Source organism: Pseudomonas syringae (genome assembly GCF_023278085.1).
In the GTDB taxonomy this organism is placed as follows: Bacteria; Pseudomonadota; Gammaproteobacteria; order Pseudomonadales; family Pseudomonadaceae; genus Aquipseudomonas; species Aquipseudomonas syringae_Q.
On sequence record NZ_CP066265.1, the window covers coordinates 810,005 to 826,839 of the forward strand.

The following is a 16,835-nucleotide window of genomic DNA, read 5'->3' on the forward strand; positions in this document are numbered from 1 at the left end:
TCTGATGACTGGGGTTTGTTTATCTACTACGCTGTTTCTATACACGTTCACTGGTTGGCGGCCTGTCGGTCTTGACCACATTGTTCTGAAAGTTCGCCACACAGCCCGGTGATCAACAGTGCACGCTTTAAGAAACCGTCAAGAAATGAGGCGGGTAGGGCTTCTCTATCGACCGGCAGGGGCGCTGATTCTTCAAGCGATGACGGGCACGGGCGTTAATTTGTATCTGCAGGTTTACCTGGGCTTTGACGGGCTTCGCGAGTGGTAAGGTTGCGCCTTTTTTGCGCTTGTACCCTGTGGAGCCTTCATGCATAAACCCACCCCTCGTACTGAATCCCCCAACGCGCTGGCGTTCATCACGCGGTTTTTCGCTGCTGAATCCGCTGGTGGCCTGATCCTGATGGCCGCTGCGCTGGCAGCCCTGATTGTCGCCAACTCGCCGTTGGCGGACGGTTATTTTGCAGCGTTGCATGCCGTGGTCGCGGGGCTGTCGGTTTCGCACTGGATCAACGATGGCCTGATGGCGATCTTCTTCATGCTGGTCGGCCTGGAAATCAAGCGTGAAATGCTGGCCGGCCAGCTTGCATCCTGGAGTCAGCGAGCATTGCCGGGTTTCGCCGCGTTGGGCGGCATGGTGGTTCCGGCGCTTATCTATGTGGCATTCAACTGGGGTCAGCCAGGCACCATCGGCGGCTGGGCCATTCCGGCGGCGACTGACATCGCCTTCGCGCTGGGGGTGTTGTCCTTGCTGGGCAAGCGCGTGCCGCTGTCCCTCAAGATCTTTCTGTCGGCACTGGCGATCCTTGATGACCTCGGCGCGGTGCTGATCATCGCGCTGTTCTACACCAGCGATCTGTCGATCCCCATGCTGCTGGCGGCGTTTGCCACCATTGCCGTACTGGTTGCACTGAATCGACTGGGCGTGAAAAAACTGCTGCCCTACCTGATCATCGGCGCACTGCTGTGGTTCTTCATGCTCCAGTCCGGCATTCACGCCACCCTTGCAGGCGTTGCGCTGGCGCTGTGCATCCCGCTCGGCAAACCCGATGAAGAGGCCAGCTCACCGCTGCTGCATCTGGAAGAGAAACTGCACCCGTGGGTCGCTTTCGCCGTGGTGCCGATCTTCGGCTTTGCCAACGCTGGCGTATCGCTGTCAGGCATCACCGTAGAGAAGCTGGTTGACCCGGTGCCGCTCGGCGTCGCCTTGGGGTTGTTGATCGGCAAACAGGTTGGCATCTTCGCCCTGGCTGCACTGGCCATCCGCGCCGGCCTGGCTCGCTTGCCCGACGGCAGCAACTGGGGTCAGCTTTACGGTGTTGCGGCGCTGTGCGGTATCGGTTTCACCATGAGCCTGTTCATCGGCGCACTGGCCTTCCCCGGCTCACCTGAACTGGTGGACGAGGTCAAAGTGGGTGTGTTGATTGGCTCGGTATTGTCGGCTGCGTTGGGGGTTGTGGTGTTGCGCAGGTTTGGGAAGCAGGGGTGAGTTGGATTTCGCTAGACTAAGAGTGAGGAGTTGTTCAATTCGGGTCGTATAGTGTAGAAAGGTCAGCCGAAAAGTTAAGGGATTTGAGTCTCGTGGTATCACTGGATGAAAAAAAGCTCGATATTGAGCTGAAAAAACTGCAGCTTGAACGAAGAAAGCTGGATCTTGATGAACAGAGAACTTCTCTAGCATTCAAAGGCTATCGCATTGATTTGGTCGCTAAGCTAGCCATTCCTGTTGCCGTTTTGGTACTGGCTGCTGCTACCTACTACACTAACGCCAACAACAATGATGCTCGGATGGCTTTCGACACGAGCAGCAAGAAAAAGGAATTCATGCAAAAGCAGGAAGACCTCTTCATGAAGAGGAGCGATTCGGAGCGGAATCAAGAAGAAAACAAAGCCCGATTTATTCAGAATAATCTAGAGCTTATTACCGATCATACGCCAGAGTCTGAGCAGAAATTTGTGTTGCTTACGAAAGCTGTAATGCCGGCTAGAGACGTCGATGATGTTCTTGAAAAGGCGAGGGCCATCAGAGTCGGTAGCACCATTCGCGAGATTACCGCTGATAAGGCGTCGCCTCTTGACGCGGCCGTCGAATACATCTCAACAGGAAAAAAATTCACTAAGGTCGGAAATTTCGAACAAGCGTTGGTCAACTTTCAAATGGCCAACCTGCTTAACACTTCCAACCCGATGTCTTGGAATTATCAAGCGTATGCGCAGATGCGGACTGACCGTAACGACGAAGCGCTAAAGAGCATCAGTACCGCTATCAATTTAAAGCCTATTGATACCATTGCTCAAAAAATCATTATGATAAATGCAACAAAGATATTGTGTTCCCTAGGGCGCGTAGAGGATGCATTGTCATACATAAACAAAAGTCTCGCCTTGGCACCTGAGCTGCTTAAGGACCTTCGTCAGGATAAAGAATTTAAAAATCGTTGCGGTTTTTTACTGCCCGGCTAGCGGTATGTCGCGATGAGATCAGCATTAGCGGGTGACGCCTGGCTCGGAAAAGAAGGGTGTACTTGTGTTTTGACGCTATATAGGAATGCGCTGAGCAAGCAGCTGAATTGGCCGGTGAGATCCGCAGCACTCGGGGTACCTGCGCAGGGAATGTGATTGCGACTGCCTGATGAATAGAGTAAAGCCAATACCGTCATCCGAGTAGCTACACCGATGTGAAAGGTTCCCTATATACTGGGGATGTCTACCAATCGCTTGCTACGGGGCGCGCCGCTATGGCAGGAACACCTTCAGGTACTGGATCTAAAGATACAGCAGATTCAAACGTGACCGGGGCTTTTGATTTGTAGGTTTGAGTGATCTGAACATAAGAGAAAAAAGGCAGCCTGCCTTTGTTGTCGGGAAGTGTTGCTGCGAATATTCTTGATTCTTAATGTTATCCAGATTGATGCACTTGGCCGATGGAAGTTTTACTCGGGCGAACACTTTCTGAGTGCTGCGAAGAATTATGACTAGGGTCATGTCTACCGTAGGCTCCTCTATAGTATCGGTCGGCCTACATCCTAAATACATTAACATAATGCCAAGAGGGTCATGGTTGGGGCGTTTGCCTTCATGTACATTGGTTCGGCACGCTCGTATCTATTGGAAGAGCGTGCGAAAAACTGTTTCAGCATCGACTGACCAATACCTAGCTCCATTTTTTATCGTGTAGCAAATCGATAGCAACCTGTCCGAGCAGCAACTTTCCTTTATTCAGAAGGTGCTATGAGTTAGTCCGCAAAATGCTGCCCAAAAAAACGCCTCCACTCGGGAGGCGTTAATCTTTACTCAGTACATCACTAAACCATCAGGCCAGATCGAAACGGTCCAGGTTCATCACCTTGGTCCAGGCGGCCACGAAGTCTTTGACGAACTTCTCGTTTGCGTCCGAACTGCCATACACCTCGGAGATCGCACGCAGTTGAGCGTGTGAGCCGAAAACCAGATCTACACGAGAGCCGGTCCACTTCACTTCGCCGGTCTTGCGGTCACGTGCTTCGAAGGTGTCGTTGGCACCCGAAGTCGCTTTCCACTCGACACCCATGTCCAGCAGGTTCTTGAAGAAGTCGTTGGTCAGGGCTTCCGGCTGGTGCGTGAACACGCCGTGTTTGCTCTGCCCGACGTTGGTATTCAAGACTCGCATGCCGCCCAGCAGCACCGACATTTCTGGTGCAGTCAGCGTCAGCAGTTGCGCCTTGTCGACCAGCAGCGACTCAGCCGACACCTTGTAATGGCCTTTCTGATAGTTGCGGAAGCCATCGGCAATCGGCTCAAGGAAGCTGAACGACTCGACATCGGTCTGCTCCTGCGAAGCGTCTGCACGACCCGGCGTGAACGGAACCGTGACCTGCTGGCCTGCGTTTTTCGCTGCCTGCTCCACGCCTGCATTACCGGCCAGAACGATCAGATCGGCGATGGAGACCTTCTTGCCACCCGACTGAGCCGTGTTGAACTCGTTCTGAATGCCTTCAAGGGTCTTCAGTACGCTCGCCAACTGCGCGGGCTGGTTGACCGCCCAGTCCTTCTGCGGAGCGAGACGCAGACGGCCACCGTTGGCACCGCCGCGCTTGTCGGAGCCACGGAAGGTGGAAGCGGCTGCCCATGCGGTCGATACCAACTGCGAGACCGACAGGCCCGACGCGAGAATCTTCGCCTTGAGCGCGGCAACATCCTGATCATCGACCAGCGCGTGATCAACGTCCGGAATCGGGTCCTGCCACAACAGCTCTTCGGCTGGCGTTTCCGGCCCAAGGTAGCGGGCCAGCGGGCCCATGTCGCGGTGAGTCAGCTTGAACCAGGCACGGGCAAATGCGTCGGCCAGTTGCTCAGGGTTGGCCAGGAAGCGGCGCGAGATCTGCTCGTAAGCCGGGTCAAAACGCAGCGCCAGGTCAGACGTCAGCATGCTTGGCGCATGACGTTTGCTTGGGTCATGAGCGTCCGGAATCTTGCCAGCGCCAGCGCCGTTCTTCGGCGTCCACTGATGCGCACCGGCCGGGCTCTTGGTCAGTTCCCAGTCGAACGCAAAGAGGTTTTCGAGGTACTCGTTGCTCCACTGAGTCGGCGTTGAAGTCCAGGTCACTTCCAGGCCGCTGGTGATGGTGTCACCACCTTTGCCGGTGCCAAACTTGTTGGCCCAGCCCAGGCCCTGCAGCTCAAGACCGGCCGCTTCCGGCTCTGGACCGACGTTGTCAGCCGGGCCTGCACCGTGAGTCTTGCCGAACGCGTGGCCACCGGCGACCAGCGCGACGGTCTCTTCGTCATTCATCGCCATGCGACCGAAGGTTTCGCGAATGTCCCTGGCCGAAGCAACCGGATCAGGAACACCTTCCGGGCCTTCCGGGTTCACGTAGATCAGGCCCATCTGCACGGCGGCGAGCGGGTTTTCCAGATTACGTTCGCCGCTAGCGGTACGGCTTTCTTCGTTAGCGTGGTTTTCCGGCTCGGCCACCAGCGTGCCGTCGCCCGGTTGCTGCATTTTCTTCTGCGCGCCGTAGCGCTCTTCGCCACCCAGCCAAGTGGTCTCGGAGCCCCAGTACACATCTTCTTCCGGTTCCCAGACGTCAGGGCGACCGCCGGAAAAACCGAAGGTCTTGAAGCCCATGGACTCCAGCGCAACGTTACCGGTGAGCACGATCAGGTCAGCCCAGGAAATCTTGCGGCCATACTTCTGCTTGACCGGCCAGATCAGACGACGGGCCTTGTCCAGGCTGACGTTGTCAGGCCAGCTGTTGAGCGGCGCGAAGCGCTGCTGACCGGCGCCTGCGCCGCCACGACCGTCACCGGTCCGGTAGGTGCCAGCGCTGTGCCAGGCCATGCGAACGAAAAAAGGACCGTAATGACCGAAGTCAGCCGGCCACCAGTCTTGCGATTGAGTCATGACATCGCGCAGGTCTTGTTTGACCGCTTCGAAATCCAGGCTCTTGAATTCTTTGGCGTAGTCAAAACTCTCGCCCATCGGGTCGGAGAGCGAGGAATGCTGATGCAGAATCTTCAGGTTCAGCTGCTTGGGCCACCAGTCACGGTTGGTCGTGCCGCCGCCAGCAGCGTGGTTGAAAGGGCACTTCGATTCAGTTGACATGCTTGATACACCTTTTTGTCATTTCCATCCGGCTATTCGGTTCACTCTTGAAACCGGACCGCGATGAAGGAACTCAGTAGCACAGGGTTCATACCGGCCGCTCGATCGGGCCGACTCTACAAATACGCCGCGTAGCGCCAATCAGATTGCTACGCTGCTAGCCCACAACGTGCGCAGTAAGCTTGAGCTCATTCTTATCTCCTTATCAGGGCAAAACCGCACGGCCTCCGCCGGTGCTTTTCTAGATTAGCCTTCTTGGTGGATATTTCTAATAGAAAGAACGTTGGGGGGTGATAGGGAGATTTTGGTAGGGGCCTGGATTGGTGTATCTGCGTTGTGCTGTCATCGAAATGCCCGGTCATTCTGCTAGCCTGTCCGGCCATACCGCCTGTAGATCAGAGGCACCCATGATCACGATTAGAACCATGACGATGGACGACTACGACGCCGTCATACAACTCATGAGCAGCACGCCGGGCATCTCGATTCGTGATGCTGACTCACGCGAGTCGACCGCGCGTTATCTGGAGCGGAACCCCGGCATGAGCTTTGTGGCTGAGGCTGAGGGTGTTTTGTGCGGCTGCGTGATGTGCGGGCATGACGGACGCCGCGGTTACCTGCAGCATTTGATTGTGCTGCCTGAGTACCGCCGGCGCGGTATTGCTCATGAGTTGGTCGAACGCTGCCTCGAGTGTCTGGACGCGCTGGGTATTTACAAGTGCCACCTGGACGTAATGAAGAACAATGAGGCGGCAGGGCGTTATTGGCAGGGGCAGGGGTGGACATTGCGGGAGGATATCGATCGATATTCGAACGTGCGGCGGGGCGGCAATGTTTGAGGGAGCCTATGGGCACTACACATGCGTAGGCGCATCAACTGATTGCGTCGCTTGATCCTGCGTCGTCGTGCTGGCAGCGCTCGGTGAAACGACCCTGCCTTCAAAGGCGATACATTTTCTGCCATTGCGCTTGGCGTGATACAGGTTCTCATCGGCCTCTTTCAACAGGTTGTTGAACGTTTCACCTCGCGACAAACTCGCAACGCCGCCACTGAATGAATAGGGCACTTGAGCCGTTTCATCTTTTTGCGCGAGCATCAATAACTGATCCAGAGCCTGTACAGCGTCTGTGGCGTTCGCCGCCGATAAGATCACGCCAAACTCTTCGCCACCCAAACGACCAAAGTTGACCAGCCCCTCTGTGTTTTTGAGGAGTCTCGCAAAACTGATAAGGACATTGTCGCCCACGTCGTGACCATGGGTGTCGTTGATACTTTTGAAGTTGTCCAGGTCAAGCATGGCGAACCATAGCGACGATCTTTCGGCGGACGCCAATGCAGTATTCATACTGGCGACCAGCGCGCGGCGGTTGGGTGCAAGCGTCAGTGTGTCGGTTTCGGCCAGTTCCTGGTAGCGGTCCCGGGCTGTCATGGTCTGCATGATCAGGTTCAGGAAGGTGGCGTTGAGGCAGCCTCCCAGCAAGGTTGAGCTGATCACGAACACATAAAACAGAGGCTCATGGTTGACGCCAACGGCTGCCAGGTCCATTTGCCACATGATTAACCAGATCAGGGTCGCCGTGGCGATGTAATCCATACACTTGACGAAGAATACGCTCATTCCCGTGATGAGCAGGGAGGTCACAACCAGCCCCCACATCGACGCATCCACGCCCGTGCGTTCGATCTGTACCTTGAACAGAAAAGTCAGTGATGTCATGTACATGATGCCGAACAGACGCCACGCCAGTAGGCTGCTGCTGTTTGAAGTGATAATTATCGACAGCGTCGCCCCTGCCAACGCACACCAGATTAATACATCCAGTGATCGATCAATGGACGGATTCAGGCACCAGCTGATAACCCAACTGAAAAGACCGATCAATTGAGACAGCTTCAAGGGCATGAAAATAGAGTTTTTCAGGTTTCTTCTTTGCGGCATGTGCAGTTTTCCATACTTATGCCAGCCAAACCGTTATCGACGGCACACGCCTTGGTCGAGAAGGGTGATGATATATGGCCACTATACGTGATTGTCAGGTGCCCGTGATGGCCGCTGGTCCTGCCATGGGCGGGGAGGCGCGGGCGTGGCTGGATGAGGGTAGGGCAGAGGTCATTTCGATCTACAATTGCTTGCGCATGGGTACGCATGCCAAATGTAGCCCCGCTGTATTTATCCGTGAGCGGAACGCAGGCTCAAGCGTTGGAGTTGCCGCCATGCGTGAGTTAGAAAGTGCCATCACAAGGTTCATGGCGTTACAAAATGCTTAACCAGCCCCATACGTTTGTAAAGCAAAGGGAGATGAGACTTTGAAAATTCCATGGAGGCGTGAGCGCTTGAAATCGTAAGCGTAAAGTGAGCTGTTTAAAAATGGCACATTAGAATAAATAAGGCGATACCCGTTATATCGATCTATAGAACCTGCTTGCCTGAAACATTATCGTCTAAAAGCGAGTGTCCGGTTTCTACCTGTCATCATGAATTTAATCGGTTTGCGTTGCTAAAGATTAGTTAATGGCTAAGCTCAACTATCATGATCGACACTTGAGCGCTACACCCCTCACTCTGAGGGGCGGCGTCGTATTTCTGACTGTAATTGTGACAGTGCTTTTATAACGTCTTACGCAGCCGCTTGTGCGCATTTAATTATAAGGATATTTTCATGAGTCTTAAGAGATCTTCCAGGATCAAACTGTTGTCAGCGCAAGTGGGGCTGGATTCATTGGCTGCGCAGGCGTTGACATCCCCCGCAGCCTTCCGCAAAAAACTATCGACGAGTGGTTTATCATTCCGTGAGATCGATGAGCTGTATGAATCAGCCCGTGAGGAGCGGGATGCGGCGCTCATTTACGAGAAGTGCTTGCTGGCTCGATCCTCTCCATTGCTGAAAAACGCAGTGCGTTTGGGTGTCAACCATCAGGGCGCATCGTTACGTGATTATGAAGAGCAGTTTGGTAATCGCGCCAGTACCTATACCTCACCAGGTTCTGTGTCATCAATGTTCTCACCGGCGGCCTACCTTTCGGCTCTCTACCGGAATGCTTGCGGCTTGTACCCGGAAGAGTCGCCTTATCACATTGATAAGCGCCGGTCCGACCTGAAGGGGTTATTACTCAGCCAGAGCAATATGAGCAAGGAGGTTTCTGCCCTCTCGCTCTCGAACGAGGTGCTGATGACCTTGGCTGGCGAATCGCGGAAGCTGGAGGGAGGCGAAGAGGATCAGGATTCGGTATTGGAATGGCTTTCTACGTATCGACTTAGTGCCTCTACCCCGTATCACCACCCCCATGCACGCCTGCGCCAGAGTCGGATACAGAAGGACCCCAAGTTCAAACAGTTAGCGGCCAACCCTCGGGTAACGGGTTTGTTCTCAGGGGCTACTATGGCGGGAATGGCCTTTGATATTCCCCCTGAGTTGTACAGGATTCTGACAGAGGAGATCACTGAAGAAAATGCTGAGGCATTATACTCTAGTAACTTTGGAGACTTGCCAGCGGACTACTTGCTGAGCCCGCAGGGGGTGCGTAGTTATTACGGCCTTAGTGATGAGGAGGTGGCGCTATTTGTCGGTGAGACGCAAGGAGGAGTTGGGGTCGGAGAATATATTGATGATAGGCTGACAGTAGTGTTGGGTGAAAAGGTTTACCGTTTGCAGAAGACCTTCAGTACGGATTTAAACTTTTGCTGGCTGTTTCCTAAGGCGAATGGAGGATTTCAAGTTGAGTTCAATTTCTTTACTAAATATCAAGATGGGGAAATGGTCGGATTACGGATAACTAAAGATGGTTATGATGGTGATGTGCTTTACGATAATAATAATGGGCCGGATCATGAGGTCGGCGTAACTTACGTAGTTACTATACCCTCAGATATACCGGAGGGTGAACTTTCTATTATGTTGATTAGGTATAATCCTGTCAGTAACGGCTATATACCTTCTTCGGTTGGTTATAGTGTTTCTGTTATGCCGAAGTCTGAGAGTTATATTCTGAAATTGAACAAGGCCATCCGTCTATGGCGTGCCACTGGCCTCCATCCTCACGCCTTGGAAACCATCGTCAATAGCGTTAATCCCAATCAGATCACTGATTTGACATTGCAGCTTATTTTCCAGGTCCAGCGCTGCGTACAGCGTTATGGCGTTGAGCCTGAAGAAGCCCTGGTCCTGTGCGGAGGGTTGCTGTCCCGATATGGTCGTGACGATAACCAAAGCCTGTTTGATCAGGTATTTAATAGTCCGCCGCTAAATGGCGAAACCTTCGCAACGTCCACGACCCGAATAAACTTGCTGCCGGTTAACGCTACCGACCACAGTGTTGAAAAAACTGTTTTGAAGCGCGCGTTCAACGTTGATGACGTTGGGCTGTTTGCGTTGCGTAGAATTTTTGACAACACCGAATCTTCAGGCGCCTTCACTCTTAATCTCAAAAGTTTGTCAGCGATGTACTCCCTAAGTCGCTGGGCCCAGCTGCACGCGTTAAGTGTGACGGAGCTAGAACAATTATTGAAGGCAGCTGGCTTGCCCAGACTCACCTCCGAACTAGAGAATACTCAGCTGTGGTCAAGCTGGTTGCAAAAGGTCGACAGCCTGACACAGTGGCTTAACGCCCGAAAACTGTCCGTCGCCGCCCTTGAGTTGCTGACGCGCCCGACGTTTACGCAGTCAGCTACGACCGAAATCTCGGCCTTAGTGGACGCACTTAACGACGTGGTAAGTGCCAATCCTGACGCCAGTGCCCTGGAAACGCGTATCCCCCTTCTTGCCCCCGTTTTGGTTTCGTCTCTCGCGCTACCGTCCGCCGCAGTGGCTGAATCGGTTCTTGATTGGGCCAATGGCCTCCAGCCCGCTGAGTGGACCGTGGATCAATTCTGGGACGGCGCTGCAACCGAAGACGCGAAGGTCGTTGCCTTTTGCTACGGACTGGCGCAATTGGCGTTGATTTATCACGCCACAGGTATCAATCCTCAGGCCTTTTCATTGTTTGTAGCCAGCCCTGCTCGGCTCTTGGGGCCTGTACCAGAGGCTGTGGTGTTGCCGCGTGCTTTGGCAACGGTACAAGCGCTCTGCAACTTTAGTGCCTGTCTAAAAAGCCTGGGTGATGGTGCGTCTACCTTGCTGGCAGCCTTTGTGGCGGACACCTTTACCCCGGCCGATCTTGCCATTGCGCTGAATGAAGAGGCGACAAGGTTCGAGCAGGCTGCTGAGCAAGCATGTGTCAACGCTCAAGCAGCTTCAGACATACAGCTGAGTGCTTGGTCGGAGATCGAGGCGGTGTTGCAGTGGGCGGCGTTGAGCGCCGCCTTTGGTGTGACACCCGTGAATATCGGGGAGCTTCTTGCGCTGAACTATGCAGCAGATAATCAGCCGGCATGGGACGACTGGGTGCGCGTTGCAGATGCGTTCTCAGCCGGACTATCGCAAAACGAGACGAAAGGCATGGAGGACGCTTTGGCCTCCGGACTCAGCGCCGCCCTATGTGGTTATCTGCTCAAGTCCGGGATGACTGCCCAGTTGGCAAATAGCTCTCGTGAAGGGCTCTATCAATATCTGCTTTTGGACAACCTTAACGGGCCACAGGTGATGACCTCTCGGGTGGCTGAAGCCATCGTGAGCCTGCAGACCTTTATACAGCGGACCTTAAGTGCCGCCGAGTCACAAGGTACCGTAGACAAGGCGGCAGTGACGGGGCAATTCTTTACCGACTGGGAGCGGTATAACCAGCGCTACAGCACCTGGGCTGGCGCGGCGAAGTTAGTCTATTACCCGGAGAACTATGTCGATCCCACGGTGCGTCTGGGCCAAAGCGGCATGATGAATACGATGCTGCAAACGTTGGGGCAGGCGCAACTCAATACCGATACGGTCGGGGACGCATTCAACACCTACCTCAACAGTTTTGAGGAGGTGGCCAATCTCAGGGTGATCAGTGGCTATCACGACAACCTGGATGTTCACGAGGGAAAAACCTACTTCATTGGTACTAACCAGAGCGAGGTGCGTGAATTCTACTGGCGCAGCGCGGACGAAGGCCGGCGCAGTGAAGATGGGCAATTAGCGGCAAACGGCTGGACCGACTGGCGCAAGATAGAGTGTGCCGCACAGCCGTGGGGAGATTGTATTCGGCCAGTGATTTACAAATCGCGTCTGTATCTCTGCTGGCTGGAGCGAAAAGACGTTACTCCATCTAAAACGTACCGTGCGCTTGATAATACAGGGGTGTTTGAGTACGCCATCAATATTTCCTACCTACGTTATGACGGTAATTGGACGTCACCGAAAATAATTGATGTTACCGAGGATGAAAATGGCTTCGCGGATGGGGGTAAGCCGCCAGGGATTTATTGCACTAGTTTTGACGCAGAAACAACGATGGCAGTGCTGCTCTATAAAAAAGAAGATAATTATATAGATCAACTGCCGGTTCAAGCGGATATGCGTTTAGTCTACATCTATGAAGATATGACGTCGGGTCAAGCGCAAAGCTCCGCTGAAACTTTTCTTTCGTCTATGCAGTATGAGCTTGATACCGCTACGGAAAGCATCATAAATAATAAGTATACTCAAGGGTTTAGTGTGGGCGGTGAATCAGCAGGCTTTGGATATCCAGGCGGTTATAAGTTTGAATATTGGCCTGGAAGTTATACAGTCGATACAAATGGGTCTGGTTCTGATGTGCTACTTTCCATACATAAGAGGTTAAAGATTTTACCAATAATGCCCTATGTGTTAAGCGAGCTGTGTAAGCATTATAGTTTGTTGGCTGAAACACCTTTTTTTCACGTCTTGCAATCTGACGACGACAGAGTATGGTTCGTAAGGCAGGGAGGAAAGATATACTTGGCGACCAGTATTGCTTTAACTATAGGATTCCCCCTTGCTTTGCGGGTCCATTATAATGATGTGCATGTAACGCTGTTAGTTCGTGAGGGTGCTATTACTAATCTTGCTTTTGTATTTGCGGTTTACAATGATCCATATCCTGACTCGGTGCTCAGTCCGAGCACCGATGGTGCCACTGTAAGGTTGAGATGGGCTGTCGGTAGTTATGCGTTCTATACGCCGCCTCAGTTGATGGTTAATCCCAGTTATCCTATTCTGCCCGAAAATGTTCAATTAAGTGTTTTTGATGGCAAAGAGTGTCAGGTTTTTCTGGCCAAAGATCATGTGGATCCTCTTCCTCCATTTGATGTAAATGGGATGATTTTTGATTTTAATGTTAGTGACATTCGGATTGGTAAAGACTGGGGGGCCCTTCCCTCCCATGATTTGGTGTTAACTGTCAGGATTAGCGAGGGAAATAGCGATCGTATGGAGTGGGGAATTCCTCTAACTCGAAATGTCTCTAATGCAAAAAACATCATCAGAATAAAAAACACCGCTGGAAAAGCCCAGTACATGGAGGTTGATGCTTATCGCACGCGCCTCAACACACTGTTTGCTCGCCAGTTGGTAGAGAGAGCTGCTGCGGGTATTGATACTATTCTTAGCTACGAGACACAAGAGATTCAGGAACCTCAGCTGGGCGAAGGTTTTTTCGTGACTCTTAATTTGCCCGTCTATGACCAGGCGCAACACGGCGATGAGAAATGGGTAAATATTTATTATCAATCATTTGCTGAGGTTGATGATAATTATCTCGCGTGGTCGGGAAATCTTAGTGATCAGGATATAACGCCAGTGGAACTATTTGTTCCATGCCCTGATCGCGGATGGTTTGTACCGTCGGATATTCATTTGCGGATACAGTATCAAGGTGCAGACTTCAACAAAGTTAATGACCAAAGTATTTGGATCGGTTACGTACCTAACGTTAGGGCTGTCGATATCGCGAGACCCGGGCTCACGTCGCCTCTTGCTCCGCATATTGTCCACAGCGTTACGGGGAGTGATAGTAGCACCGTGCCGATGGACTTCTCAGGCTCCAACGCCCTCTACTTCTGGGAGCTGTTCTACTACACCCCAATGATGTCGGCGCAACGCTTCCTGCAAGAACAACAGTTCACATTGGCTGATCAATGGTTGCGCTATGTGTGGAGCCCGTCGGGTTATGTTGTTCGCGGTCAGCATGTCGACCGTCACTGGAACGTGCGCCCACTCCAAGAGGACACCAGTTGGAACGACTCCCCACTCAAAGCCGTAGATCCTGATGCCGTGGCGCAAAACGACCCTATGCATTACAAGGTCGCTACCTTCATGCGGGCGTTGGATTTGCTTAGTGCTCGAGGCGACTCTGCCTACCGTAAGCTTGAGCGAGATACCCTCACTGAGGCGAAAGTCTGGTACAGCCAGGCTCTGAACCTGCTGGGTGAACAGCCCTACATCCGCGCTAATGCGCTATGGACTGAGCCATCGCTAGGCGAGGCATCTTCTGAGGTGTTGGCTGGGCAACACTTGACCGTGTTGAGCTTACTGCGCGCGGGGAGAGTCCAAACCCTTAAGGCTCAGGCATCTACAAACAAGGACGCTGCGAGCTCATTGTTTCTGCCTGAAATCAACGATGTAATGCAGGGGTACTGGTTAACGTTGCGCCAACGCATGTACAACTTGCGGCATAACTTAACGCTGGACGGCCAACCACTACTGTTACCGCTGTTTGCCAAGCCTGCAGATCCGAAGGCGCTGCTCAACGCTGCTGTGGCTGCTGAAAGCGGTGGAGGGTCTGCGTTACCTGAAACAACATTTCTGCCTTTGTGGCGCTTTGAACCGATGCTCGACAGTGCTCGGGGTTTGGTATTCCAGCTCATACAGTTCGGTAATGCTGTCCAGAGTGTGCTTGAGCGCCAGGATGCAGAGTCGTTGAGTGCATTGCTGCAAAATCAAGGTACTGAGCTGATGGCTAGCACTATCCAGGTGCAAGAAAGCACGCTCAGAGAGCTGGAGGCTGAAAAAGCGGTCCTTTCTCGTACCAAAGACAGTGCCCAGCGACGATTTGACAGTTACTCCCGCTTATATGATGAAGACCTAAATGCTCGCGAGCGCCTGTCTCTAGATGTACAAAAAAGCGCAAAATCGCTTGCTACCGGAGCAAAGATGGTACACATGACGGCTGCTGCTTTGGATCTTGCGCCTAATATCTTTGGGCTGGCCAATGGCGGTATGAACTTTGGTGCTATCGGCAACATAGCGGGTCTTGGCATTACCATAGACTCCGACGGCTTGATGATGGACAGTTCCCGCATTACACAGGAAGAGATGTACCGTCGCCGGCGTGAGGAGTGGGAGATCCAACGCAGCAACGCAGAAGGTGAGATCCATCAGATTGAGGCTCAGCTGGCGGCTCTGGATGTACGGAGAGAGTCTGCTGAACTGCAGAAAACTCATCTTGAGATGCAACAAGGGCAAGCACAGGCGCAGTTGGACTTCCTTCAAACCAAGTTCAGTAATAGCGCTCTTTACAGCTGGCTGCGTGGTCGTTTGGCAACCATTTACTTCCAGTTTTACGACCTGGCGGTGTCCCGCTGCCTGATGGCCGAAAAGGCGTGGCACTGGGAGAGTGGTAAGAGCGATACCTACATTCGCGGTGGTGGATGGCAGGGCACCTGGGCCGGACTTACCTGTGGCGAAGGGCTTATGCTCAATCTGGCGCAGCTGGAAAGCGTCCGGATGAAGTGGTCTCAACGTGCTCTTGAAGTCACACGCACTGTTTCGCTGGCTGATTTCTACCGCAACACATTGGTAGACGGTGATGAATTTGAGCTGTCTGCCGCAGTGTTGGCGTTACTGAACGAGGGTACGCCTCCAGGTGCCAGTGCCGAGCGTGTCATGCTGGACGGAAGTGGCGCGCTAACGGTTTCAATTAACCTTGAGGATCTGCATATATTTGATGACTACCCCAGTGAGCTGGGAGATCAACGCCGAATCAAGCAGGTCAGCGTATCGCTGCCGGCCCTGTTGGGACCTTATCAGGATGTTCAGGCAGTACTCAATTACACCAGCAGCGAGAGCATTTTGCCGCCGGGTTGCGACCATGTGGCAATCTCGCGAGGCGTGAATGACAGCGGGCAGTTTCAAACCGATTTTAATGATCCGCACTGGTTACCGTTTGAAGGCGTAAATATCGACGAGGGCAGCATGATACTCCGCTTCCCGCAGGCCAAAACGAAACAGAGGGCGCTGCTGGAAAGCCTGAACGATATCATTTTGCACATTAACTACACTATCCGCTCTTCATAGTCTCCCTGGCTGGATCCGCCTGAAGGGGCGGGTCCTTCTGGAGAGCATATGAGTGCCCGGTTTTCATGGTATCGCCGCATGCCAGTGCTCCATGGGTCATCCTTCGCGATGCTAGCGGCTTTGCGTGTCCGCTTCCAAAATCCAGTACCAGATGCACTGGGGTACTATTTGGAACGCCAAAATCAATAGGACTCACAAAGCCTGTATTTTCTGAATTTCAGGCACAAAAAAAGACGCCCTAGGGCGTCTTCATTTGTAATTTGGTGGAGCCGGGGGGATTTGAACCCCCGTCCGCCAGTACTCCGCTGTCGGTACTACATGCTTAGCCGTGTCTATTAAGTTAACCCTCAGCGACCCGACGGGCAGGGTGCTTTGGGCGAGTTGCGTAAGTTTTAGTCGCTTCGTCCGCAACGTACTAGGCGACGATCCTGTTCTATATGACAATCATTTCGGGTTTACAGGCATCCCCTGATGATTGCTGGAGCCGAAGCTACCAGAAGGAAGGCTAGCACCGCTTACGCGGCGAGAGCGTATTCCCCGTAGGTTTCGTCATTGGCAACTATAGAAAGTTGCAACAGTGGATTTACGAGTTCTGTTACCAACTCGGCATGCACCTAAAGTTTCATCACCGGCGTCGAATCCAAATCGGCCCCGAGATTGCTTTCGCAATCGCTGGGGCGGAGTGTACGCCGTTTGGCGTGGCACGTCGACCCGTTTGCTGCAATCGATCAGGTCAGCCCTGCAGGCTGACCTGATCGAAGGTGTTACTTGGTGCCTTCGCTGCCCGAACCAGTGTTTTTCAGCGAGGTGATCACTTTGGTGGTGATCTCGACGCATTTTTTCTCATCGTTCTGAGCCTGGGCCGCTTTGGCGTTCTTCTCGGTGGTTTCGAGCATGGTCTTGTTTTCAGGGCTCAGGTTGGTACCGGAAGAGGCCTGAGCATTTTCAATGGTCTTGATGTTCGCTGCGCACAAATCATCGGCGGCGAAGACTGGCGAAGCCAACAGGGCAGCGCTGAGGAACAATCCAGTGAGGGCGGTACGCTTCATGTGTCTCTCCTTATAACCTGTGGACTCGGTAT

At 53.1% G+C, this 16,835-nt stretch carries 7 protein-coding genes and 1 other RNA gene; 4 read left to right on the forward strand and 4 right to left on the reverse strand.

Annotated elements, in window-relative coordinates; genetic code table 11:
• The first annotated feature begins 307 nt into the window (after positions 1 to 307).
• Together nhaA and I9H07_RS03725 are read left to right on the forward strand one after the other, a co-directional pair.
• Positions 308 to 1,486 carry a Na+/H+ antiporter NhaA gene (nhaA, locus tag I9H07_RS03720; protein ID WP_058392796.1) on the forward strand — a complete coding sequence of 393 codons (1,179 nt, stop codon included), beginning with the start codon at positions 308 to 310 and terminating at the stop codon, positions 1,484 to 1,486.
• 92 nt (positions 1,487 to 1,578) lie between these two features.
• A complete protein-coding gene (locus tag I9H07_RS03725; RefSeq protein WP_024673526.1) occupies positions 1,579 to 2,460 on the forward strand; it encodes a hypothetical protein in 882 nt (293 codons plus the stop codon).
• 850 nt (positions 2,461 to 3,310) lie between these two features.
• On the opposite strand, the gene katG is transcribed toward I9H07_RS03725, so the two are convergent.
• Complete coding sequence (gene katG / locus I9H07_RS03730) at positions 3,311 to 5,581, reverse strand: catalase/peroxidase HPI (protein WP_236425538.1); 2,271 nt, start codon at positions 5,579 to 5,581, stop codon at positions 3,311 to 3,313.
• A gap of 407 nt (positions 5,582 to 5,988) precedes the next feature.
• Between katG and I9H07_RS03735 the strand changes: the two genes are divergently transcribed.
• Positions 5,989 to 6,420 (forward strand): GNAT family N-acetyltransferase, encoded by a 432-nt coding sequence (locus tag I9H07_RS03735; RefSeq protein WP_024673524.1) that lies wholly within the window; start codon positions 5,989 to 5,991, stop codon positions 6,418 to 6,420.
• 15 nt (positions 6,421 to 6,435) lie between these two features.
• On the opposite strand, the gene I9H07_RS03740 is transcribed toward I9H07_RS03735, so the two are convergent.
• Positions 6,436 to 7,521 carry a GGDEF domain-containing protein gene (locus I9H07_RS03740; protein WP_236425539.1) on the reverse strand — a complete coding sequence of 362 codons (1,086 nt, stop codon included), beginning with the start codon at positions 7,519 to 7,521 and terminating at the stop codon, positions 6,436 to 6,438.
• 721 nt (positions 7,522 to 8,242) lie between these two features.
• Here I9H07_RS03740 and I9H07_RS03745 point away from each other — a divergent pair.
• Positions 8,243 to 15,754, forward strand: a complete 7,512-nt coding sequence (locus tag I9H07_RS03745; RefSeq protein WP_236426080.1) for a neuraminidase-like domain-containing protein — start codon at positions 8,243 to 8,245, stop codon at positions 15,752 to 15,754.
• Positions 15,755 to 16,015: 261 nt separating this feature from the next.
• On the opposite strand, the gene ssrA is transcribed toward I9H07_RS03745, so the two are convergent.
• Positions 16,016 to 16,407, reverse strand: a transfer-messenger RNA (tmRNA) gene (ssrA, locus tag I9H07_RS03750).
• A 111-nt stretch (positions 16,408 to 16,518) separates the two neighbouring features.
• Positions 16,519 to 16,803 (reverse strand): potassium-transporting ATPase subunit C, encoded by a 285-nt coding sequence (locus I9H07_RS03755; protein ID WP_024673520.1) that lies wholly within the window; start codon positions 16,801 to 16,803, stop codon positions 16,519 to 16,521.
• Positions 16,804 to 16,835 lie beyond the last annotated feature (32 nt).